Origin of the sequence: Pseudomonas moorei, from assembly GCF_008801475.1 — a bacterium.
GTDB classification, from domain to species: domain Bacteria; phylum Pseudomonadota; class Gammaproteobacteria; order Pseudomonadales; family Pseudomonadaceae; genus Aquipseudomonas; species Aquipseudomonas moorei.
On record NZ_VZPP01000001.1, the window covers coordinates 431,016 to 454,119 of the forward strand.

20 protein-coding genes and 1 pseudogene are annotated in these 23,104 nt (G+C 59.7%); 16 read left to right on the plus strand and 5 right to left on the minus strand.

The annotated features are described in order from the left end of the window. The first annotated feature begins 110 nt into the window (after window positions 1-110). From F7R06_RS31205 to F7R06_RS30960, 5 genes are all read left to right on the plus strand, one after another. Window positions 111-2,114, plus strand: coding sequence for an aminotransferase class I/II-fold pyridoxal phosphate-dependent enzyme (locus F7R06_RS31205; RefSeq protein WP_090321944.1), 2,004 nt, complete (start codon window positions 111-113; stop codon window positions 2,112-2,114). A gap of 24 nt (window positions 2,115-2,138) precedes the next feature. Further along, window positions 2,139-2,927 (plus strand): transporter substrate-binding domain-containing protein, encoded by a 789-nt coding sequence (locus F7R06_RS02135; protein ID WP_090321941.1) that lies wholly within the window; start codon window positions 2,139-2,141, stop codon window positions 2,925-2,927. A gap of 160 nt (window positions 2,928-3,087) precedes the next feature. Continuing rightward, window positions 3,088-3,801: an ABC transporter permease gene (locus tag F7R06_RS02140; protein ID WP_090321938.1), complete on the plus strand. Its 714-nt coding sequence runs from the start codon at window positions 3,088-3,090 to the stop codon at window positions 3,799-3,801. 5 nt (window positions 3,802-3,806) lie between these two features. Then, the gene (locus tag F7R06_RS02145) at window positions 3,807-4,505 is read left to right on the plus strand and encodes an ABC transporter permease subunit (RefSeq protein ID WP_090327325.1); all 699 of its coding nucleotides are present in this window, start codon (window positions 3,807-3,809) and stop codon (window positions 4,503-4,505) included. Beyond that, window positions 4,505-5,509 carry a DMT family transporter gene (locus F7R06_RS30960; RefSeq protein WP_090321935.1) on the plus strand — a complete coding sequence of 335 codons (1,005 nt, stop codon included), beginning with the start codon at window positions 4,505-4,507 and terminating at the stop codon, window positions 5,507-5,509. The genes F7R06_RS02145 and F7R06_RS30960 overlap by 1 nt, the downstream gene beginning before the upstream one ends. Here the strand turns inward: F7R06_RS30960 and F7R06_RS02155 are convergent. Next, window positions 5,465-6,004: pseudogene (locus F7R06_RS02155) on the minus strand (TetR/AcrR family transcriptional regulator); the annotation flags it as partial. The gene F7R06_RS30960 and the pseudogene F7R06_RS02155 sit on opposite strands and share 45 nt — an antisense overlap. A 117-nt stretch (window positions 6,005-6,121) precedes the next feature. Here F7R06_RS02155 and F7R06_RS02160 point away from each other — a divergent pair. The 5 genes from F7R06_RS02160 to F7R06_RS02180 all read left to right on the plus strand — a co-directional run bounded on the left by F7R06_RS02160 (window position 6,122) and on the right by F7R06_RS02180 (window position 11,138). Continuing rightward, window positions 6,122-7,138 (plus strand): M14 family metallopeptidase, encoded by a 1,017-nt coding sequence (locus F7R06_RS02160; RefSeq protein WP_090321929.1) that lies wholly within the window; start codon window positions 6,122-6,124, stop codon window positions 7,136-7,138. 130 nt (window positions 7,139-7,268) lie between these two features. Continuing rightward, window positions 7,269-7,892 carry an NIPSNAP family protein gene (locus F7R06_RS02165; protein ID WP_090321926.1) on the plus strand — a complete coding sequence of 208 codons (624 nt, stop codon included), beginning with the start codon at window positions 7,269-7,271 and terminating at the stop codon, window positions 7,890-7,892. 276 nt (window positions 7,893-8,168) lie between these two features. Next, entirely contained in the window at window positions 8,169-8,873 is a 705-nt protein-coding gene (locus tag F7R06_RS02170) for a transporter substrate-binding domain-containing protein (protein ID WP_425415224.1), read from the plus strand. Further along, window positions 8,870-9,715: an amino acid ABC transporter permease gene (locus F7R06_RS02175; RefSeq protein WP_090321919.1), complete on the plus strand. Its 846-nt coding sequence runs from the start codon at window positions 8,870-8,872 to the stop codon at window positions 9,713-9,715. Before F7R06_RS02170 ends, F7R06_RS02175 begins: the two co-directional genes overlap by 4 nt. Before the next feature lie 40 nt (window positions 9,716-9,755). Continuing rightward, window positions 9,756-11,138 (plus strand): LLM class flavin-dependent oxidoreductase, encoded by a 1,383-nt coding sequence (locus F7R06_RS02180; protein ID WP_090321917.1) that lies wholly within the window; start codon window positions 9,756-9,758, stop codon window positions 11,136-11,138. Window positions 11,139-11,170: 32 nt separating this feature from the next. Here the strand turns inward: F7R06_RS02180 and F7R06_RS02185 are convergent, their stop codons facing one another. After that, complete coding sequence (locus tag F7R06_RS02185; protein ID WP_090321915.1) at window positions 11,171-11,740, minus strand: lipocalin family protein; 570 nt, start codon at window positions 11,738-11,740, stop codon at window positions 11,171-11,173. Window positions 11,741-11,893: 153 nt separating this feature from the next. Between F7R06_RS02185 and F7R06_RS02190 the strand changes: the two genes are divergently transcribed. After that, entirely contained in the window at window positions 11,894-12,451 is a 558-nt protein-coding gene (locus F7R06_RS02190; protein WP_090321912.1) for a chalcone isomerase family protein, read from the plus strand. A gap of 24 nt (window positions 12,452-12,475) precedes the next feature. Beyond that, entirely contained in the window at window positions 12,476-13,000 is a 525-nt protein-coding gene (locus tag F7R06_RS02195) for a DUF3833 domain-containing protein (protein WP_090321909.1), read from the plus strand. 17 nt (window positions 13,001-13,017) lie between these two features. On the opposite strand, the gene F7R06_RS02200 is transcribed toward F7R06_RS02195, so the two are convergent. Beyond that, window positions 13,018-13,509, minus strand: a complete 492-nt coding sequence (locus tag F7R06_RS02200) for a DUF2878 domain-containing protein (protein ID WP_090321907.1) — start codon at window positions 13,507-13,509, stop codon at window positions 13,018-13,020. Window positions 13,510-13,680: 171 nt separating this feature from the next. Then, the gene (locus tag F7R06_RS02205; protein WP_090321905.1) at window positions 13,681-14,871 is read right to left on the minus strand and encodes a cation:proton antiporter; all 1,191 of its coding nucleotides are present in this window, start codon (window positions 14,869-14,871) and stop codon (window positions 13,681-13,683) included. A 262-nt stretch (window positions 14,872-15,133) separates the two neighbouring features. On the opposite strand from F7R06_RS02205, the gene F7R06_RS02210 reads away from it, so the two are divergent. After that, window positions 15,134-15,805 carry a MarC family NAAT transporter gene (locus tag F7R06_RS02210; protein ID WP_090321902.1) on the plus strand — a complete coding sequence of 224 codons (672 nt, stop codon included), beginning with the start codon at window positions 15,134-15,136 and terminating at the stop codon, window positions 15,803-15,805. Window positions 15,806-15,954: 149 nt separating this feature from the next. Next, window positions 15,955-19,530, plus strand: a complete 3,576-nt coding sequence (gene mgtA, locus F7R06_RS02215; RefSeq protein ID WP_090321899.1) for a magnesium-translocating P-type ATPase — start codon at window positions 15,955-15,957, stop codon at window positions 19,528-19,530. 109 nt (window positions 19,531-19,639) lie between these two features. Here mgtA and F7R06_RS02220 read toward each other — a convergent pair whose 3' ends face one another. Continuing rightward, the gene (locus tag F7R06_RS02220) at window positions 19,640-20,572 is read right to left on the minus strand and encodes a transporter (RefSeq protein WP_090321897.1); all 933 of its coding nucleotides are present in this window, start codon (window positions 20,570-20,572) and stop codon (window positions 19,640-19,642) included. A gap of 263 nt (window positions 20,573-20,835) precedes the next feature. Between F7R06_RS02220 and F7R06_RS02225 the strand changes: the two genes are divergently transcribed. Further along, on the plus strand, window positions 20,836-22,047 hold the full coding sequence (locus F7R06_RS02225; protein WP_090321894.1) for an MFS transporter: 1,212 nt from the start codon (window positions 20,836-20,838) through the stop codon (window positions 22,045-22,047). 242 nt (window positions 22,048-22,289) lie between these two features. Then, window positions 22,290-22,895: a TetR/AcrR family transcriptional regulator gene (locus tag F7R06_RS02230; protein ID WP_245706693.1), complete on the plus strand. Its 606-nt coding sequence runs from the start codon at window positions 22,290-22,292 to the stop codon at window positions 22,893-22,895. The last annotated feature ends 209 nt before the right edge of the window (window positions 22,896-23,104 follow it).

Below are 23,104 nucleotides of genomic sequence, written 5' to 3' on the forward strand. Positions count from 1 at the left end.
CCTTCATCAGTATTCTATTGAACGAGTGTTCAGTCTGGGCTATGTTCCTTGCACCTTCTCTCCCGGCTGGTTGCGGGCTTGCGTTTCTTCATTTCGAACGAGGCACTGGCATGCGGTTTTCACCCTTTGTTGAGCGGATCTCAGGTCAAGGCGTTGCTGCCTGGGATATTCACAATGCGGCGTTTGAGGCACGGCGTCGCGGCGAGGACGTGATCATCCTCAGCGTCGGCGACCCGGATTTTCCCACCCCTGATTTCATCACCGACGCCGCCATCCAGGCGCTGCGCGAAGGTGATACCCACTACACCGAAATTGCCGGTCGCCTGGCTTTGCGCGAGGCCATCGCCACGCGCTACGGCAAGCTGTTCGAGCGTGAGCTGCAAGCGTCAAACGTGATTGCCCTGGCCGGTGCGCAGAATGCGCTGTTCGTCGCGTCGATGTGCCTGCTCAGCGCCGGTGACGAGGTGATTGCCCTCGATCCGATGTACGTGACCTACGAGGCCACCCTCAAGGCCTCCGGCGCCACGCTGGTACGTGTGCCCTGTGCGGCGGGCGACGATTTCCGCCTCGACGCGGCGGTGCTTGCCAAGGCCATTACCCCGCGCACCAAGGCGATTTTCTTTTCCAATCCGAACAATCCCACCGGCGTGGTGCTCAACCGCGAAGAGTTGCAAGCCATCGCCGACCTGGCCATCGCCCATGACCTGTGGGTCGTGGTGGACGAGGTCTATGAAAGCCTGGCGTTCGAGCGCGAACACCTGAGCCTGGCTGCCTTGCCGGGCATGGCCGAGCGGTGCGTGGTGATCGGCAGCCTGTCGAAGTCCCATGCCATGACCGGCTGGCGCATTGGCTGGATCGTTGCCGACCCTTCGCTGGTGGCGCATGCCGAAACCCTGGTGTTGAGCATGCTCTACGGCTTGCCGGGGTTTGTCATGGAAGCCGCGCTCAAGGCCGTGCAGGCCCACGACGAAGTGACCCACGGCATGCGCGATATTTATCGCCGTCGCCGCGATCTGGTGGTGGCGGGGTTATCGGATTGCCCGGGGATCGAAGTGCTCAAACCCGACGCCGGCATGTTCGTCTTGCTGGATGTACGCGCCACCGGCCTGACGTCGCTGGAGTTCGCCTGGCGCCTGTTGCGCGAGGCACGGGTATCGGTGCTGGATGCGGCGGCCTTCGGCGAGCCGGCGCAAGGTTTTGTGCGGTTGTCCTTCACCCTCGGCGAAGAACGCCTGGCCGAAGCCTGCCAGCGGATTCGCGATTTTGTCCTGGTGCTAAAAGGTGAGGCACCACGTCCGATCATCAGCCGCGAGACCCCGTCGGCGGTGGTCGAACCGGCCGCCGGCCGCACCATGATCCAGGTCGAACAGCTACACAAACGCTTCGGCAATATCGAGGTGCTCAAGGGCGTCTCCCTGACAGCACGCGAGGGCGAGGTGATCTCCCTGATCGGCGCCAGCGGCTCGGGTAAAAGTACTTTGCTGCGCTGCATCAACATGCTCGAAGTACCGGACCAGGGGCGGATTCTGGTGGACGGCGAAAGCATTCACCTGAACCACACACGGCCCGGTGCGCCGTTGGTGTCCGATGCCAAACAGCTTGTGCGCATCCGCTCAAGCCTGGGCATGGTGTTCCAGAACTTCAACCTCTGGCCCCATCGCACGGTGCTGGAAAACCTGATCGAAGCGCCGACCCAGGTCCTGCGTGAAAGCCGTGCCGAGGCCACTGAACGGGCCGAAGCCTTGCTCGAACGCGTAGGGCTGGCGGCCAAGCGCAACGAGTACCCGGCTTTTCTTTCCGGGGGACAGCAACAACGGGTGGCCATCGCCCGGGCCCTGGCCATGCGGCCCAAGGTCATGCTGTTCGATGAACCCACCTCGGCACTCGACCCGGAACTGGTCGGGGAAGTGCTGCGGGTGATCCGCTCTCTCGCCGAAGAAGGCCGGACCATGATCCTGGTGACCCATGAAATGGCCTTTGCACGCGATGTCTCTTCCAAAGTCGCCTTTCTGCATCAAGGACTGATCGAGGAAACCGGTTCGCCGGACGAAGTGTTCGTACACCCACGCAGCGAGCGCTGCCGACAATTCGTCAACGCTCATCAAACTCGCTAACACATAAAAAGACGGGAATACATCATGGGAAATCGACGTTTTGCACACTGGTTGACCGGCGCGGCCTGCGTATTGCTGGCGGGCATGAGCGCGGCCCAAGCGCAGCCCATCAGGTTCGCGGTCGCCGCCGAACCCTATCCGCCGTACACCGAGAAGCAGGCCAACGGTGAGTGGAAGGGCTTCGAAGTCGACCTGATCCACAAGCTGTGCAGCGAAATGAAAGCGCAATGCGAGATCAAGGAAGTGGCGTGGGACGGGATCATTCCGTCACTGCTGGCGAAGAAGATCGACGTGATTTTCTCTTCGATGTCGGTGACCGAGGAGCGGGAAAAACAGATCGCCTTCAGCAAGGCCTATTACGACTCGGTTGTCGCGCTGGTCGGGCCGAAGGGCACTGCCGTGACCAAATACCCGGATGACCTCAAGGGCAAGACCATTGGCGTGCAGAACTCGACGGTCAGTGCCAGCTACCTGAAGACCTACTACGAAAAAATTGCCGACGTTAAGTATTACGACACCCAGGACTCGGCCAACGCCGACCTGATCGCCGGACGTATCGACCTGATGATGGCCGACGGCACGGCGATGGCGTCCTTCGTCAAGACCCCGGATGCCGTTGCCAGCAACCTGGCCTACCTCGGCGCGGTGCCTTACGACCCGATCTTCGGCAAGGGTGTAGGCGCCGGTCTGCGCAAGGACGACACCGAACTGAAGGCCAAACTCGATATGGCGATCAAGACCCTGCTGGCGAGCAAGGACTACGACGACCTCTCCCAAAGTTACTTTGGTACCAGTGTGAAACCGACGTTCTGACGGTAGCACCCAACTCCTGAAGGAGCGAGCTTGCTCGCGATGAACGCAAGAGCGACGCGGTTCGTCAGTTAAACCGCGTCATCGTCAACGTTTTTCGCGAGCACGCTCGCTCCCACAGGGATCACGTCAGTTGGTTGATGTCTGCTAACCGGAGAGTGAAATGCCAGCAATGTTCGATTTGATCAATTTCACCGAACAGGGATGGGGCGGGGCGCTGCTCAAGGGACTCTGGATGACCCTGCAGATTTCGGCGGGGGCGTTTGTGGTCGGACTGGCCATCGGCCTGGTCGTGGCCTGTATCAAGCTGGGTGCGCCAAAACCGATTGCGGCCGTCGCCCGTGGCTATACCACACTGTTCCGGGCGGTGCCGGAGCTGTTACTGATTCTGCTCCTGTACTACGTCGGTTCCATGTTGCTCAACTCGCTGATGGCCCGCCTCGGATACGACGCAGTCAACCTGAGCGGTCCGCTGGCGGCGATCCTGGTACTGGGGCTGGTGCAGGGCGCTTACGCCTCGGAGATTTTCCGGGCGGCCATCCAGGCGATTCCCTATGGCCAGATCGAATCGGCGAAGGCTTTCGGTCTGCACGGCTTCGGGCTGTTCCGCCGCGTCACGCTGCCGATCATGGCGCCGTATGCAATGGCCGGGATGGCCAACCTGTGGATCAACCTGATCAAGGACAGTGCGCTGATCAGCGTGGTCGGCACTAACGAATTGCTCTACACCGCCAAGCAAGGCGCGGGTTCGACGCGTCACTATCTGTTGTTCTACCTGACGGCCGCCGCGTTGTATTACGCAGTGACGCTGTTGTCCAACTACCTGTCGGGACGGCTCGAGCGACGCATTCGTCGCTGGATGCCATTGGCTGAGTGAATGACATGATTCCAGCGTGGACAATTGAATACGCGGCGCTGTTGGGCCGGGGGCTGCAAACGACCATCACCATCCTGCTGGTTTCCAGCGTGTGCGGTTACGCCCTGGCGGTGCTGGTGGCGCTGGCGCGGATCTCGAAAAACAAGGTGATCGCCAAGGTCAGCCTGTTCTATACCAGCGTGACGCGCGGCACACCGTTGTTGATCCAGATCTACATCTTCTACTACGGCCTCGGCAGCCTGTTTGCGCAGTTTCCGCTGATCCGTGGCAGTTTTCTCTGGCCGTACCTGCGCGATGGGTACTGGTACATCGTGTTCGCCTTGGTGGTGTCGGTGGGCGCCTACGTGGGTGAAGTGATCCGTGGTGGCCTGCTGGCGGTGCCCAAGGGTGAGATGGAAGCCGCTTCGGCGTTTGGCATGACCCCGCGTCAGTCCTTGTTGCGGGTGCGCTTGCCACGGGCGTTGCGCCTGCTGCTGCCGACCCTGGCCGGGGAAACCGTGATGCTGCTCAAGTCCACGGCACTTGCCTCGACCATTGCGGTGATCGACTTGCTGGGCGCGGCCAACGTGGTTCGGGCGCAGACCTTGCAGGTCTATGAGCCGCTGTTGCTGGTGGCTGGCGTGTATGTCTGCCTGACGTTCCTGATCGAGGCGCTGTTTGCCTTTGCCGAACGGCGCGGGACGCCCGTGCGCAGGTCCGCCTAATGAGTTCGCCAAGGGTTGACCGTTCGCTGCAGGGCATTGGCCTGTGCACCTTGGGCTACGCGTTCCTGGCGTTGCAGGACGCGGTCATCAAGTGGCTGGTGGCTGATTACTCGGTGGTGACCATTCTGTTCTGGCGCGCCCTGGTGGTGGTCGCCGTCGTGTTCGCAGCGGGACGCACGCGTCTGATCCAGCGGGCCTGGTCCTCACCGAGCCGACGCTTGCTGGTGGTGCGCGGCCTGCTGTCGATCGTGGCCTGGCTGCTGTATTACACGGCGGCCCGGGACCTGACCCTGGCGGAAATGACCACCCTGTATTTTTCCGCGCCGATCATGGTCACGGTGCTGGCAGCGGTGATTCTCAAGGAGCAAGCCAGCGGCTGGCAGTGGTTCAGCCTGATCGTCGGTTTTGCCGGCGTGATCATTGCCTGCCGCCCGGACAACATGACCGAACCACTGCCGGTTGTGCTGACGCTGCTGGCCGCGATGTGCTGGGCCTTCACTTATATCCAGTTGCGCCAGGTGGATGACCAGACCTCGGTGCTGGAGCAAATGCTGATCACCAACGTGGTGTTCGTGCTCTGCATGGTCGTGGCGTTGCCATGGACCTACAGCCCGACGCCGACACCGGCCTGGCTGGGCATGGTCGGGGCAGGGCTGGTGGGCGGCATGGGGCAGTTCCTGCTGTTCGCCAGTTTCCGCCACGCCACGGCGACCTTGCTCGCACCGTTCGAATACACCGGACTGATCTGGGCGTTTGCCCTGTCGAGCCTGATCTGGGGCACGCTGATGGATGGGTCGTTAATGATCGGTGCCGGGCTGATCGCCGTCAGTGGGACCCTGGCGATGATCTTCGGCCGGCATCCGTCACAGGACGTCGTCGGTGCTGAATGCTCCGTGACGCAACCCCTTTATCCAGCAACGACAGATATGGAGGCCGTTGGCGGCGCTGAAGGTCTCGGGATTCAGGCACCACTCGAGCCAGAGTCCGTCGAGCATCGCCGATAGGCCGATGGCAGCCAGGCGCGTGTCGTGAATCCTGAAGCCTTCGCTGTCGGCCATGTCGTCGAGCAATTGGCGGAGCAGATCAATGTAGGCGCCGTAGGTTTTGACGTGGGACTGGCTGACGTGTTCGGAGTGCCGGATCAGGCTCCAGAACACCACCCAGACGCCCAACAGTTTCGGGTCCATGACCCTGGGTGAAAACGAGCCGACCAGGAACGCATCCATCTTTTGCGCGGGTGTGCCGGCCTGTTCGATTTCCTGGAGCAGTGCCGTGGTGAGTTCGCTCGCGAGTTTCTGATAGGTGTCGGCGATCAGGGCATCGATGCTGCCGAAATGATGATTGAGCAGGCCGACGGAGACCCCGGCCTCGGTGGCGATGCGCCGCACCGAAATCCCGGCATGACCGTCGCGGCCCAGGCAGCGCAGGGTGGCGGCCACCAACAGTTCGCGACGCTCGTCAGGCTCGGCGCGGCGGTTTTTCGGGGCGGTGGTTGTCACAGAAGATTCCTTGGCAGTGGTTCCACGCTGGCGAGCTTAGTTGAACGTGTGTTCAATCTCCAGTCTCGGCAGCGGCAATACCTCGATTTTTCACGCTGATGAGGGGAGGGCAAGCGCATGGTGCAGGATATTTCGTTCAACGTTCGCAACAACAACGGCGAACCGGTGCAGGTCGGTGCCTGGCGTTTCGAGGGCGATGGCCCCGGGCCGAAGGTGCATTTGCAGGCCGGTGTGCATGCCGATGAAATCGCCGGGATGCTGGTCCTGCATCTGTTGATGCAGCGCCTGCGGGTCGCCGAGGCCGAGGGTCGGGTAAAGGGCAGCGTGACCGTGGTGCCGCAGGCCAATCCGCTGGGCATCGGACAGTTTCGCCAGGGGCGGATTCTGGGGCGTTACCACGACGCCACCGGGCATAACTTCAACCGGGGTTTCGACCAGTCGGCGGCGATGGAACGGTCGATGACCAACGTCCAGGAATGGCAAAAAAAACTGGTGCAGCTGGCGGCACCGGCCGACGTGATGCTCGACCTGCACACCGACGACGAAGCGCTGCCCTACGTCTACGTTCATCGCAGCTTCTGGCCCCGTGGTCGCGCATTGGCGGCGGCGATGAAAATGGCCGTGGCGATCATCTGGGACGACGGCGGCGACGGTTCGTTCGAAGAAACCATCATCGCCCCTTGGCTGCGCGAAGGCAGGACCGACGCGCGCATGGCCGCGACCCTGGAGTTGCGAGGGCAGGGCGACGTCAATGATCGATTCGCCGAACAGGATGCCGAGGGCCTCTATGCCTGGCTGTGCGGATACGGCGTCATCGATGAGGCAGTTCCACCCTCTGACTGGCCTGTCGAAGCAGTGGAAATGGGCCACATGGAAACCATTATTGCGCCGCAGCCCGGGGTGCTGATCTTTGAAAAAGAGCTGGGCGATATCGTCGAGGAAGGTCAGCGCTTTGCACGGATTCTGCACCGGCCGGGTGATCCGTCATCGGAAGCGGTGTTGTATGCCGAGCAAGCCGGGCGCCTGGTCACCCGCTTTCGCGATCGCTTGATTGCCCAGGGCATGGGGGTCGCCAAGTTTACCGGGAGCCGGGTGTCGCGTAACTGGAGTGGCGGCTTGCTGGACCCGAACTGAGCCGCGCCCTAAAGAAACCACCTGGCCGACTAAGGCATTTCCCGTCCTGCCGAGTGATCGCCCGAATGGTTTGTCCCATGACGTTGCCCTAGGCTGCTGGCTTTCAAGTGGCTGTTGGCCGGGGTACATCATGGTTTTTTTTGAGCTCATCACCTTCACCGTTCGGGTTCGCACCGTCGCGCAAGCTTTGGCGTGTATTGAAACGGCACTGGCCGAACCCGGCGTTGGCGGCACCCTGATGGGGTGCTGGGCGTCGGAAATCGGCCAGTTGAACCAGATCGCCGTGCTGCGCGCGTTTGCCGACGAAAGCCTGCGGCAGGCGGAGCGTGAACGTTTCCTGTTGGATGGCAAGGTATTTGGCACCCACGAATTCATGACCGATCTGCGGATCGAAAACTACAGCCTGTTTCCATTCCTCAAACCCTTAAGCCCCGGCCAGCATGGCCCCTTCTACGAAATGCGCGTGTACGACCTGGTCAGCGCCGGGTTGCAGCCGACCCTTGATGGCTGGGTCAAGTCCGTGGAATCACGCACTGCCGAGCAATATTCGCCGGTGTACGCCGCCTTCTACGCCACCGACGGTGCATTGCCGCGCTACCTGCACATCTGGCCATGGACCACGCTGGAACAGCGCCTGCAAGTGCGCACCCAGGCCGTCGCGGACGGCGTCTGGCCACCGGAAAATTCCGGCCCGCAACTGCGTGACATGCGCTCGACGATTTATCTACCGGCGGCGTTTTCGCCGTTGCAATGACCGGCGGTTTAAGCGGGCCGGAAGCCGCGGGGCAGACGCTGGGGGCCGCTGTTTGGATATAGCCTGAAACGAGCTGTTTATTCCATAAAACTAGTACAAGACATTTTTATAGTGCGTTTTAATCTAATCAGGTTTATTAACTGATTGGAGCATTCGCCTTTGAAATCACACGCATTTTTACCCCTTGGCCTGGCCTTGCTGGCCGCCTGCTCGACCGCTTTCGCAGGGACCACCCTTGATCGCGTCACGCAAAAAGGCGAGTTGACCGGCGTCCTGATGGAAAACTATCCGCCGTTCTCTTTTCTCAACGAGCAGAACCAGCTGGACGGCTTTGATGTGGATGTGGCCAAGGCGGTTGCGCAACGCCTGGGGGTCAAGCTCAAGCTGGAAACGCCGTCCTGGGATGTGATCGCGGCGGGTCGCTGGAGCGGACGCTATGACATTTGCGTTTGCTCGATGACCCCGAGCAAGGCCCGCGCCGAAGTGTTCGATTTCCCTGTCGAGTATTACCAGTCGCCTGCGGTCATCGTGGTCAATGCCAAGGACAAAGACATCGCCACGGGCAAGGACCTCTCCGGGAAAAAAGTCGGGGTGATCAGCGCGTCGACTTACGAAGCCTACTTGAACAAGGACCTGGTGATTGAGGGCGCCGAGGACAAGCCTTTGAGCTATCCATTCGACAATGTCCAGGTGGCACCCTACGACAATGAAACCGTCGCGTTCCAGGACCTGGCGCTAGGGACCGGCGTGCGCCTTGACGCGATGGTCACCAACCTCATCACGGCCCGCGAACGTATTGCCCAGGACCCTCGCTTCAAGATCGCCGGTGACGCGTTGTATGCCGAACCCAATGTCGTGGCGATTGAAAAGGGCGATGCGCAATGGAATGCCAGGGTCACCGAGGTCATTAGCCAACTGAAGGCTGACGGTACGTTGAGCAAGATTTCGCAGAAGTGGATCGGTGCCGACATCAGCCAATGACAGCCCTGAACCCATATACAGCCAAAACAACGGTTGTCCCCGGTCCCGAGAAACGTCGTTTTCACTCGCTGTTTGGTTTTCGCACTCGCCTGTATTTGACCTGGGCGGCGCTGTTCGGATTGTGCGTCATGTTTTTCATGAGCTTCGATCTGAAGTTTTCGATCATCCTGGAGAAGTGGCCGAATCTGGTCGGCCTGCATCTGGGGCCAAACGGTTTCCTGCAGGGTGCCGCGCTGACGTTGTTTCTGTGCTTCTGTTCGATCTGGCTTTCATTGATCCTGGGCTTTGTGACAGCGCTTGCGCGACTGTCACGCAGCGCAGTGGCGTTCGGCATTGCCAGTTTCTATGCGTCTTTTTTTCGCGGTACTCCGCTGCTGATCCAGATCCTGCTGATTTATCTGGGCTTGCCGCAGTTGGGGATCCTTCCGGGTGCCATCAGCGCCGGAATCATTGCGCTTTCGCTCAACTATGGCGCCTACCTCAGCGAGATTTTTCGCGCCGGCATCCAGGCAGTAGCGCCCGGGCAGCGTGAAGCGGCGATGGCGCTGGGCCTTGGGCCGACGGCGACGTTTGTGCACATCGTCTTGCCGCAAGCCATGCGCACGATCATTCCGCCGACCACCAGTCAGTTCATATCAATGCTCAAGGACTCGTCGCTGATTTCGGTGATGGGTGTGTGGGAGGTCATGTTCCTGGCGCAGTCCTATGGTCGGTCTTCTTATCGCTACATCGAAATGCTCTCCACCGCAGCGATCATCTATTGGTTGTTGTCCATCGGCCTTGAATTGATCCAGCACCGCCTGGAGCGCCACTACGGCAAAGGTTTCAAGCATCAGCGGTGATCCGCCGCGTTTAACGACTATTTTTTTGACGAGAACCACGATGTCCGATCCAACACCTCTTTTGTTTGCGCTCTATGAGCAAGCCAGCGTGGGCTGCGGCGGTGCGCCAAGCCTCTGGACGCACCCGGCCGACGAGCGACTGGCCATCAACTCGCTGGGCTATTGGTCGAATCTGGCGCGCATTGCCGACCAGGCTCATCTCGACATGCTGTTCTTTGGTGATGTCCTGGGCTTCTACGACGTGTTTGGTGGCAACGCCGATGCAGCCATGAAATGGGCTGTGGAGGCACCGGCCAACGACCCGCTGATGATCATCCCGGCATTGGCGGCGGTCACGCAGAACCTGGCCTTTGGCGTCACCGTGACCACCAGCTATGAACATCCTTTTACCCATGCCAGACGCTTCAGTACGCTGGATCACCTCACCAACGGCCGGGTCGGCTGGAACATCGTCACCTCATACCTCTCCAGCGCCGCCCGCAACTTCGGCCTGGAGCAGATGATCAAGCACGATGATCGTTATGAACGCGCCGAAGAGTTTCTTGATGTGGTGTACAAACTCTGGGAAGGCAGTTGGGCCGACGACGCCGTGGTCGCGGACAAGGCGCGTCAGCTCTACGCCCGGGGCGAGCGTGTGCGACCGATCAATCATGCAGGTGAGCATTACCGGGTGGCCGGGCCCCACCTGACTTCTCCGTCGCCACAGCGCACACCCCTGTTGATTCAGGCGGGCTGGTCGGGGCGTGGTCGTGAGTTCGCCGCCAAACACGCTGAATTGATCTTCATTGCCAAGTCCAATCCCCAGGAAATTCGTCTGGGGTTGGAGGAAATCTGGGCCAAGGCCCAGGCCCGTGGTCGTCAGCGTGAGGATGTGAAGTCCCTGACCGTGTTGCGCATCGTCACGGCAAAAACAGAGATCGAAGCCCAGCGCAAATATGACGAACTGCAAAGCAACTATCACTTGCAGGCCCAACTGGTCAGCTATGCCGGCGACACCGGAATCGATATCGGGCGCTACGCCGACAACGAGGCACTGTCGACTCACACCGAGGGCATGACCTCTTATGTGATGCACCCCGATGGCAGTGGCAAACCCTTGACAGCCGGCGACGTCAAACAGCGCTTTGCCAAGGTCACCCGTGGCAGTGACCTCATCCTTGTGGGGACCCCGCAACAGGTGGCCGAGCGCATCGAAGAACACGCGCGCATTTCCGGCACCAGTGGCTACATGATCAATCCGCTGATCAGTCCGGGCAGTCTTGAGGATTTTGTCGAACTGGTGATCCCGGAACTGCAAAAGCGCGGCCTATACCGTACCCAACCGCAAAGCGGTACTTTCCGCTCGCGGCTGCGGGCCGACGGATCGAGCCATTTGCCAGCGTCGGCTTATGGCGCCTCGTTCCGTTTCGAACAAGGCGCGTAGAGGGCGCTCGATAGTGCTGTGGCTCGGCCCGCTCAGGGCTGGGCCGCTTCTGCCTGGCGCCAGATGAGTTTGTGGGTGTCATACCCCTGTTTGCGGGCCATCTCGAGTAACTGGTCGCGGGTCTCGCTGCTCACGGTGGGGGTACGCGACAGCAGCCAGAGGTATTCGCGATTGGGATGGCCGACCAGCGCAACGCGGTAGGCCGGGTCGTGGTACAGCACCCAGTAGTTGCCTTTGGTCAGGCCCGGCAGCAGACGGCTGAACCAATTATCGAACCGGACCCAAAGCTTGTCGGTACTGCCCGGCTGCTGCGGTTCGGCAATGCCCCGGGCTTCGTTCCACTGGCCGTCATGATCCTGGCAGCGGTTGTCGACGTCGATCCTGCCGTCCTCACGCAGGGCGTAGTGCGCTTCAGAGCGCACGCAGTTGCGTTGGAAGAACATCGGTAGCCTGGCCAGCTCATACCAGGTGCCCTGGTAGCGTTGCAGATCAACCTGCATGGTCGTGGGCGGCTGTTTATCGCCGGAGCCGGCGCACCCGGCCAAGGCCAGGGTCAGGGTCAGGGTCAGGCAAGCGAGCAGCAGGGTCGTACGCGTGGCCATGAAAAACCTCCAGATTTAACGCGCAAAGTCAGAACTCACCTGCGTTAGAGGCGAGTACCTGGCAAAAAGTTGTACAAGCTTTACTCCATCTCGGTAAAAAGCTATACAAATAGCTACTCTTGTACAATATTGTGCTGAAGACAGGAGGCTCTGATGAACGTGATTGAGGCAAGACGCACTTTCAAACATCGCCTGTCGAAGGCCTGTCTGCTGTTGCTGTTCTTCGCCGTGTCGGCCTCGGCGGATTGGCGGCCCACGGTTCCCGAGGCGCGTCTGGTCGGCCGGGGTGATTTCAGCTGGTTTGGCATGAGCCTCTACACCGCGCGCTTGTGGAGCTCCGAGGCGCCGCCGGCGTGGGGTCAGCCCTTTGCGCTCGAATTGACGTATCGCCGTGCACTTTCAAGGGACACGCTGGTCAAGGCCAGCCTGGATGAAATGCGCCGCCTGGGCGGGGCGAGCCTGGACGACGCCACCCTGCAGCGGTGGGCCGCTGAAATGCGTGAAGCCTTCGTTGATGTTCAGCCCGGCATGCGCATTACCGGGGTCTACCTGCCCGACAAAGGCTGCATGTTCTACGTCGACGACCAGCTTCGCCGGCGAGTGACTGATACCCGATTCGCCCGTGCGTTTTTCGACATCTGGCTCGATCCGCGGGCGCGAGATCCACAGTTGCGCCAGCGCCTGCTGGGGCTGGCCGGCCCTGCTGAATAGGCGCCTTCTGAAGAGGAGATAGACATGCGGCGAATACTGTTACTGATTGGCAGTCTGTTGCTGGCCAGCTGCGGCAATGTCGGCGTGGAACACTATGCCCAGGAACGACCGAGCCTGGATCTGGCGGCGTTCTTTTCCCGGCCGGTGCAAGCCTGGGGCCTGTACCAGAATCGCTCGGGCGAAGTGGTCAAGCGCTTCCACGTCCAGATCGAAAGCCATAGAGAGGGACAGCGCCTGATCCTCGACGAGCGTTTTGTGTACAGCGATGGCACGCGCCAGCAGCGGGTCTGGACCCTGGAACCGGATGGCCCCATGCGCTGGCGTGGCCGGGCGAGCGACGTGATTGGCGAAGCCCTGGGCGAGGTTGCCGGCAACGCGCTGCGCTGGCGCTATCGCCTTGACCTGCCGGTGGACGGCAAGCATTGGGAGGTGGATTTCGACGACTGGATGTACCTGATGGACGACGACACCCTGATCAATCGGTCGAGCATGAGCAAATTGGGTGTCGAATTGGGGCAGGTGAGTCTGTTCTTCCGCCGCCAGCCGTAGCAGCTGTCATGTGTTTGTCAGCGCGGCGCGGCCAGTCGCAGGGCGAGGGGCAAAGCTGCTGCCCACAGCGGTGCCAGCAGCAGGGCGGTGCCAAGGGTGCCCCAAGGCAAACCGACCCCGGCCAGTGGCGCACCGGCGATGTACGCCAGAGGGCCACCGATCAGGCCGAGGAGTGCGCCGTACCACATCGGGTTCCGGGCCCAGGCCAGGCTGTGGCGAAGTCCACTTGCCAGCACCAACCAGAGCAGTGCCAGCCACAGTGGCAGGGGCGGCCGGTCAAATTCGAAAACCCCCAGCGCGCCAAGGCCGGCATCCATCAACCAACCGGCCACGCCCACACGTAGGAGCGCACGGGCTTCCTCGCCGGGCCGTGGACAAACCGCCACATGGATCACCAAACCGACCGCTGCCAGCAGTAGCAGCCAAGGGTGCCTGGCGCCCAGCACACAGCCCCACCAGCCGGCCTGCATCCATAGCGCGTTGGCGATCAGCCATGCCCGGCTCGACATCAGGCGCTCGGCTGCGATGTGCTGCGCGTAGCAGGGGCTGGGTTCAGCATTGCGAAAGGCTTGGCGAAAGGGGGCTGGCAGGCGGACATGGCAGGTTCCAGGCAACGTTGTACAAATCGGAAAGTCTGTACAGATAAGCCTGAAGCCTAGGGGTAAAGTTGTACAAGTCAATCAAGGCTCGCGACGGGCCAGCCGCGCGACCCATGGATTGGCGCTCAAACCATGCAGGACCACGCTGAGCAAGACCGTACACACCGCGATGGCGCCTACCATGCGACCAGCCTCCAGCGGGTAATCCAGGATCATGATGGCAAAGACGATGGTGGCCAGTCCGCGTGGGCCGAACCAACCGATGAACAGTCGGGTTTCGTAATCGAAGGCCGTGCCTGCCAGGCTGATCAGTACCGGCAGCACGCGAATCACCGTCAGACTCAGCACCGCATAGAGCCAGATGACCGGGGTGAGATTGCCCCAGACCCGAGGGATGACCAGGGCGCCGAACACGATCCAGGTAATCACCGATAGCGGCGTGGCGAATTCTTCGCTGGACTCAAGCAGGCGATGCTTTTGCTCGGAAAACAGACTGCTCGCCAGTAACCCGCCGACGAATGCGGCAATGAATCCGCTGCCACCGAGTGTTTGCGCTGTGGCAAAGCACAGGAGGGCGAGTCCGGGCAGCGTCAGTTGTGACCATATGGGCGATTGCCAATCCTGTTTTGAGGCGTAGCGAAACATCAGCCAGGCAATAAAAGTCAGGGCCAGCCCGACGACGGCACCGATCCCCAGTTCCTCAACGAACAATTGCGCGGCCAGTGCCAGGGGGGACCGGGTCTGTTCTTCGACCAGCAACGCCAGGAACATCAACAGCACCGGCACGCAGATACCGTCATTCAACCCACTTTCAACGTTCAACCCTTCACGCACGGCGCCGGGAACCTTGGGATTGCTCACCACCGCCTTGCCCAGCGCCGCGTCGGTGGGGGCCAGGAGGGTCGCCATGATTGCCAGTTCCACCGACGGTATCTGCGGAAACAGCCAATGACCGACCAGCCAACCACCAATAATCGTCAGCGGCAGCCCGATCATCAGCAAGCGCAACGGCAATCCTTCGTGGGCTTTGAGAACCTTCAGATCGGCATTGGCGGCATCGCTGAATAAAACAATCGCCAATGTCAGCTCTGCGAGGATCTTCAGGCCGTCCTTGTCGATCCGGGGCGCCAAAACGCCCAGGAACGCCGGGCCGAGAATCAGGCCGACGAGCATGAACATCAGAGGACCATTGAGCAGGCGCGTCTCGATACCCCCGGCAAATAGGCTGTAGAGCAGGAGGAAGGCGGCGAAGAAGGCGAGGTTCTGATACATCGACGGCATGCCTGTGCGGGGACCGGTTTCGGATGTAAACGGTGTTGATCTAAGTTGGATTCGCGCGTGGTTGGGGCATCTGATTTAAATCAAGGTATGGCCAGATTCTCGCCGTCAGTGGTGAAAACCCACATCGCACCTAGACTTGACTGGCGTTCGAGTGCAGTTGCGAAATGAAAGCTTTATAGAAAATGCCGACACGCAGCCGGCTCCGCAATGACGCACCACGAAGTGTCTTCAGTGACTTGCAGGGTGTATAGGGATGAACCATTTATTCGACGCCGTCACACTTGGGTTGCTGGCATTACTGCCCTTGATCAATCCACCCACCACCGTGGCGCTATTTCTGGCTTTATCCCAGGGGTTCAGTCGTGAAGAAAAAAATCAGCAGGCTTTCCTGACGGCCTTTTACGTGTTCATCATCATGCTGGTGACCTATTACATCGGTGAGTTTGTGATGGGCGTATTCAGTATCTCCATTCCGGGCCTGCGAATTGCCGGGGGTGGAATCCTAGTCGTGATCGGCTCAAGCATGTTGTTTCCAAAACCGCGCGTAGCAACGGTCGGCGATGACGGGGGGAAAAAAACCAGCTTTGCTTTCATCCCTTTGGCCATGCCCAGCACAGCCGGCCCGGGCACTATCGCAATGATCATCAGTGCTTCGGCCACCATTAAAAACAGTACAAACTTTCCACATTGGGTATTGCTGACGGCTCCGCCACTGATATTCCTTGTCACCGCTTTGACACTTTGGGGTTGCTTGCGCGCGTCGGATTTAATCATGAAGCTGACGGGGGAGTCGGGCATCGATGCCATTTCACGTTTGATGGGTTTCATACTGGTGTGCATGGGCGTTCAATTCGCTATCAACGGATCGGTCGAGATCATTCAAATGATCATCAACAATAACGCTCAGATAATACGTACCCCCTAGGTTTGCCCAGCGCTGCAGGTATCCAGGTTTCAGCAGCAATATCCCGCCGGACTGAGCCGGTTCGGGCCTGCGGGATTGACATTAATCAAACCAAATAACCACCACAGGCCCAGAATCCAGCAATCCGCCGAATTGCTCAGGGGCCTGGCATGTCTGTTAAATCGCCCATTCCAGACTTTACTCGCGCGCCTGCGCTGGAAGAAGGCCAGCATTTCAGTCGTCCCGCCCTCTGGCTCACTTGGCTGCTGGGCGCGGCCATGTTTGCGACGGTCGTGGGCGTCGCACTGCAATTCACCGACGTCGAATCCTTCACGCGATTGCTGACGGAGGCAGAGCCGCTCTGGCTCATTGCCGCCTTCGGCTTGCAAGCCCTGACCTATATGGCACAGGGGCAAGTCTTTCGTGTAGTACTCAAGGCCGGGGCTCAACACCTTTCACTCTGGGATGCGGGCAAGCTCAGCCTGATGAAGCTGTTTGTCGATCAAGCCTTGCCGTCTTCCGGGATCAGCGGGGCCTTTGCGGTTGTCGCCTCGTTCGTGCGTCTCGGGTTTGCCAAACCGGTGGTGCTGGCGTGCCTTGTCCTGGATCTGTCCGGGTACTTCCTGGCCTATGTGCTGTCTGTTGGCGTGGCGCTGCCGGTGGTGATTTTTCAGGGGCATGCCACGGCCGCCGTGGTGACCACCTGCGGGGTGTTTGTGGCGGTCAGTCTGGTGCTGGCGGTAATCACGCCAAGGCTGGCCGACAATAAACGTCTGGCGACCCATATTCCGGGTCAGCGTTTTTCGATTGTTGCCAAGGGCGTCGCGTTAATCACCGGTGCGGATCGGACGTTGGTACGCAACCACGCATTGCTCTGGCGCATCACGCTGCTGGAGCTGGCGATCATCGTGCTGGACAGCGCAACGCTGTGGGTGTTGGTGCGCGCGTTGGGCGTCTCGGCTCCGCCCTTGGGGTTGTTTGCCGGCTTCATGCTGGCCAGTGTCTTGCGCAGTATCGGTGTTGTGCCGGGTGGCCTTGGCGCCTTCGAAGCGGCGGCCGTGGTGACGTTGCATTGGGTCGGGGTGAACGTTGCGGTGGCGTTGTCCGCGACATTGTTGTTTCGCGGTTTGACGTTCTGGTTACCGATGTTGCCCGGTCTCTGGCTCGCGCATCGTGAATGGCATTCCAGTGCCACACAGCCCGCGCATGATGTCAGCACGGATTACTGGAGCCCGTCGCTCAGCCAGTTATTCAGCACGTTGCACAGCAAGCCGACGGGGTTGAGCGATGCCCAGGCCAAGGCCCGACTGCGCCGCGCGCCACTTCGAGCCAAGGACCGACCACAGGGATTGGCCAGGCTGGTGCTGGAGCAAATGCGCACACCCCTGGTCCTCATTCTGATTGCCGGCGCACTGGTAGCCGTGGTGGTGGGCGACTGGCTCGACGCGGCGATTGTCGGGTGCATTGTGCTGATCAGCGCGGTGCTCAGCGCCTGGTATGAAAATCGCGCCAGCCACGCGGTGGAGCAGCTGCGCAACAAGATCGCCTTGCGTGCGACGGTCCGTCGGGACGGCAAGACCCTGGAGGTAGCCGCCAGTGAGGTGGTGCCAGGCGACGTCCTGCTACTCAGCGCCGGCAGCCTGATTGCCGCTGACGGCCGTATCCTGCAGGCACTTGATTGTTTCATCTCGGAGAGCTTGCTGACCGGCGAAACCTTTCCGGTCGAAAAGCTGCCAGGTGACTGTGCCCCCGATGCCACCCTGGGACAGCGCCATAATTGTGTGTTCATGGGCACCTCGGTCCGTAGCGGAACGGCCGTGGTACTTGTGACGCGTTATGCCCAGGACAGCGAGATCGGTCACATCGCCAAGACCTTGTCCCTAAGGCCTCCCGAAACCGAATTCGAACGTGGCTTGCGGCATTTTGGTGGCTTGCTGTTGAGGGTGATGCTGGTGATCACCATCGTCGTGTTCGGCATCAACATCTTGCTGCATCGCCCGCCCCTCGACACGTTGTTGTTCGCCATCGCCTTGTCCATCGGGCTGTCGCCGGAACTGTTGCCGGCGATTCTCAGCATCACGCTGGCCAAAGGCGCGCAGCGCATGGCTGCCAAAGGGGTGATCGTGCGCCACCTCAACGCCATCGAAAACCTCGGGGCCATGGACATTCTGTGTACCGACAAGACCGGTACGCTGACCCGGGGTGTCGTGGTGCTGGACGCTGCGATGGATGTGGAAGGTGTCGCCGCCACTGATGTCTTGCAACTGGCAGTGTTCAATTCCAGTTTGCAGACCGGGATGCGCAACGCCATGGACGATGCCATCAGCCTGGCCGGCAAAGACCTGGCCCCGTGCACTGACGTCATCAAATTCGATGAAGTGCCCTATGACTTTGTCCGCAAACGCCTCAGCGTGGTGGTGGCCAATGCGCCTGAAGCCAGCAGGCTGATGGTGACCAAGGGCGCCCTGGACAACGTGCTTGAAGTTTGCACGCACCTGCGCCGTGGTGAACAGGTTGTCACGCTGAACGACGCGGAACGGGCGGCAATCGCAAAACGTTTCGCGGACTGGAGCGAGCAGGGCTTCCGAGTCCTTGGCCTCGCCACTCGCGCATTGCCCGATCAGCCGCACTACGGTCGGGACGAAGAAAAGGACATGACCTTTCGCGGGTTTCTGTTGTTCTTTGACCCGCCCGAACCCGGGGTCAAGGACACCATCGCCGCCCTGGACGGGTTGGGTGTGAAAGTGAAGATCATCAGCGGCGACAATCATCTGGTCGCCCGCCATGTCGGCCTGGCGGTGGGCCTGCCGGTGGAGCGAATCATCACCGGTGGTGAACTCTCGGCGATGAAAGATGAGGCCTTGATGCACCTGGCGCCACTGACAACCCTGTTCGCCGAGGTCGATCCCAACCAGAAGGAACGCATCATCCGGGCCCTGCAAAAGACCGGGCATGTGGTTGGGTACATGGGGGATGGCATCAATGATGCCCCGGCACTGCAAGTCGCCGATATCGGGATTTCCGTGGACAACGCTGCCGACGTGGCCAAACAGGCTGCCGACTTCGTGTTGCTGGAGCACGATCTGAATGTCCTGCGCGAAGGGATCGAAGAGGGGCGGCATACCTTTGCCAATACCCTCAAATACATATCGATCGTCTCCAGCGCCAACTTCGGCAACATGATCAGCATGGCCCTTGCTTCCCTGGCGCTGCCTTTCCTGCCGCTGCTGGCCAAGCAGATATTGCTCAACAACTTTCTGTCCGACATCCCTTCAATGGGGATTGCCAGCGACAACGTCGACAGGGAATGGCAAAGCACGCCTCACCGGTGGAACATCACGCAGATTCGTAATTTCATGGTGGTGTTCGGGCTGGTCAGCTCGCTGTTCGACATCCTGACGTTCGTGGCCCTGTACCTGATGGCGCAGATGGTTCCCGAAGTATTCCGCAGCGGCTGGTTCGTGGAGTCGTTGCTGACTCAACTGCTGACGATCTTCATCGTGCGCACCTACAAACCGTTTTACCAAAGCCGTCCGGCGAAACTGCTGATCGCCAGTGCATTGGGTATCGGCTTGCTGGCCATAGGACTGCCATACAGCCCGGTAGCCCAATGGTTCGGCCTGGTGCCTTTGCCGCTCCCTATCCTGTTGCTGATGCTGGCAATCAGTCTGGTGTACATGGTGTCGGCCGAGTTCGTGAAGCGGGTTTTTTATCGGCGTCAGCGCCAGGGGGATCATCGCGTATGAGGCCGGTACAACGCGTTGATGGGGGAGGGTGTCTCGGGCCACTGAGGCATTCAGGATGCTATTGGTACTTCGACGCTATTTCATCAAGGCTGTTTCCCAAGCCCCAAGTTCAAAGCCCTCCGCCGAAGCGGTACTGCCAGACGATGCCAATGGCATCGTATTCGCTGCCCGTACGAGTATGTGCGCCATTGCTCGCATTGAGCTTCACCGAATTATTTCGATTCAACGGTAGCGTGAGGGTGAATCCATAGCGTGTGTTTTCCTGAAAGTCATGGTTACCGACGCCATCGATTGAAGTACTCCCCCCCTCAAAGTAGGTCGAATCCAGCGACACCCAGACTCCGTTATCAAAGGCATAGATAAAATGCGCCTGTACCTGGTAGATCGGGTTCTGGGAGAGTGTGCGGTCGCCGAGGTACTCGTTATTGTCGGTGTAGTAGGTTCCCGCGGCGGACAGTTCCAGGGTCACCGGCCCCAGACGCTTGGAAATCCCCAGTTCGGGCTTGAACGACCAGCGGTTGTTGCCGAGATTCACCAGCTTGTTCGCGTCGTACTGGCCCAGTGGCGCCGTGATCGCCAGGCTGGTGCCGATAATCACATCCTGTTGATAGTTAGGGAATTCAGCCAGGGACATCGCCGGGGCGCCATACAAGTTGACCGAAAAGCGAAATCTTGGATCGATCAATCCCGTCACATCACGTTCCCTGGGTTCACCGGCAAACAGGGCAGAACCCGTCAATCTTGCCTCAGGCACGACGATATCGAACTTCCCGGAGCGGCCCCAGACATCCAGGGATCTGGCAAATGCAAACACGACAGTCTTGATATTGAGCTTGGCATCCTGGAGCGGGACGGAGGGGTTGGCCGTCACGTTGCCACGGAGATCGCTATAGCCCATGAGCAGGAAATTGATACCAACCGGCGTATTGGCGTAGGACCTGGGTTCGAGATCCTCTGCGCCCGCAATGGAGGGGACGAGGATGAGCGAAGCGGATGCGAAACGAATCAGCCGAACGACGCAGAGTTGGCGTTTCATCCACATTCGCTCGCTTCCTGTCAGGTCCTGAAGTTCTAAGTATTGTAGTAGCGCATCTGGATTCGACTGGTATTGCTGGTTGCCTTGGCGCTCGGCTGGCTGGTCTTCGTTGATGGCGCCCGCGCAGCTTTTGCGCACTACGCAACAAGACGTTGCGCCATGTCCATATTCTCTCGGTGGAGCGAGCCGCCTACTTTGTGACCTGACAAACATCCAGCGGGTGACCTTCATTGGAAAGTCACTGCTGCCGAATTTCAGGAGTCCATGGCATGAGTGTTTCAGCAAGCGGCACAGCAGCGGCTTTAACAAAAGCTTCAATGACGAGAGGGATGGTTCTGCTTTTTGCGTTTTGTTGTGGGGCCATCGTGGCCAACATCTATTACGCACAACCGATCATCAGCTTGATCGCCCCGGATATCGGCATGTCGAATGGCAGCGCCAGCTTTATCGTATCGCTGACTCAAATTGGTTACGCACTGGGTTTGTTTTTCCTGGTTCCGTTGGCGGACCTCATGGAAAACCGCCGACTGATGATTGCGACGATCGTGGTCACCATCGTCAGCCTGATCGCCGCGGGTTTGGCCAGGCAGCCGAGTGTGTTCCTTGTCGTCTCGGCACTCATCGGTTTCAGCTCTGTTTCCGTGCAAATGCTGATTCCATTGGCCGCGCATCTGGCGCCGGAAGAGTCGCGCGGCCGAGTGGTGGGCGGGATCATGGGGGGCTTGCTGTTGGGGATCCTGCTTGCGCGGCCGCTGTCGAGCCTGGTTGCTGATCATTTTGGCTGGCGGGCCGTATTTATCGGCGCGGCTGCGTTGATGCTCATCATCTCCATGGTGATCGGCATGACCATGCCCAAATGGCAACCGACCCATCGCGCGTCCTATGGTCAGTTGCTGAAGTCCCTTGGACAACTGTTTTGCCGCGAGCCGGTATTGCGTCAGCGAGCGCTCTATCAAGGGTTGATGTTTGCCGCCTTCAGTTTGTTCTGGACCGCTGTGCCGCTGGTATTGAGCCGTGAGTTCGGCCTCACGCAAAGTCAGATTGCGATTTTCTCTCTGGTCGGCGCCATCGGTGCAATCGCCGCACCTCTCAGTGGGCGTCTCGCTGATGCAGGACACACTCGACGCGCCTCACAGTTGGCCATGATATTGGCCGCAGTGAGTTTTCTGCCGGCCTTCATCAATCCTTTTTACGGTGTGATTGGCCTGGCGGTTACAGGTATCGCGCTGGATTTTGCAGTGCAGATGAACATGGTGCTTGGACAACGAGCCGTCTACGCCTTGGGCACTGCCAACCGAGGCCGTCTGAATGCGTTGTACATGATCAGCATTTTCATTGGCGGGGCGACCGGCTCCTCGGTGGCCAGCTCGCTTTATGAACACTTTAGCTGGTTGGCGATTGCCGCAGTCGGCAGTGCATTGTCGCTGGTGACCTTGATCATCTTCCTGGTGGTGTCCCGTAGAGACAGGCAGAGCCACTGAGTCATCGCGCCGCCTGGACTCCTGCCCGGGAACTGATCTGCTCACGTCCTCAGACGCCGGGGCGGGGTTCATAGCCAGCGCATTCTTTTGTTTTGTATGATGCCTCGACGAAGCTCTAGTGAGGCGTTATGCAAGACTCAAAAAACGTAGACGAGAAAGCGCCGCAAACTTCAGCGGACTCACAGGGCACTGTCAAAGCGACGACTCGGCGCCTTTCGCCAGAGGTCCGGGAAAAGCAGATCGTGCAGAAGGCCATTGAGCACTTTGCGACGTGTGGATTCTCTGGAAGCACCCGTGAGCTGGCGCGACAACTGGACATTACCCAGCCGCTGCTTTATCGCTATTTCCCCAGCAAAGAAGCCTTGATCGACCGTGTTTACGACGAGGTGTATCAGTGGGATGCCTCTTGGGAGACGATGATCAAGGATCGTTCGCAACCCCTTCAGGCGCGCCTGGTGCGTTTCTATACCTCATACGCCAACGTGATTCTGCGCCGAGAATGGATTCGCATCTTCGTTTTCGCCGGATTGACCCGTGAAGGCATCAACGATCGCTATCTGGCCAAATTGCGTGAGCGAGTCTTCATTCCTGTTATTGCCGAAATTCGCCATACCCATGGTCTGGCGCCATCCTGCGGTGAAACGATCAATGAAAAGGAGCTCGAACTGATCTGGAGTTTGCATGCCAGCATTTTCTATATCGGCGTGCGCAAGTGGATCTACGATCTGCCGGTGACCGAAGACATTGATGCGCTGATAGAGCAGATGGTCGATGCGTTCCTCAATGGCGGTCCGCATGTATTGGCTCAGGTCGACAACGACCTCGGCGAGACGCCTCGCTTGAATTGATTTTTCGGTTTTCCCGCCTCCTGGCATCTTGCTTCCCCCTTCTTTTTGTCGACCACTCATCACCTGTTTCAGCCTTTGGCCGTACGGGTGGTGGGAGGGCGCGCACCTCGCTATTTCGCCCTGAAACGCCCATTCCCAACGCCTGAAACTCGTCCTGTAGAGACGTCACCACGACGTGTTTAAAGGGCAGTCCTCAAAAAATCTGGTCC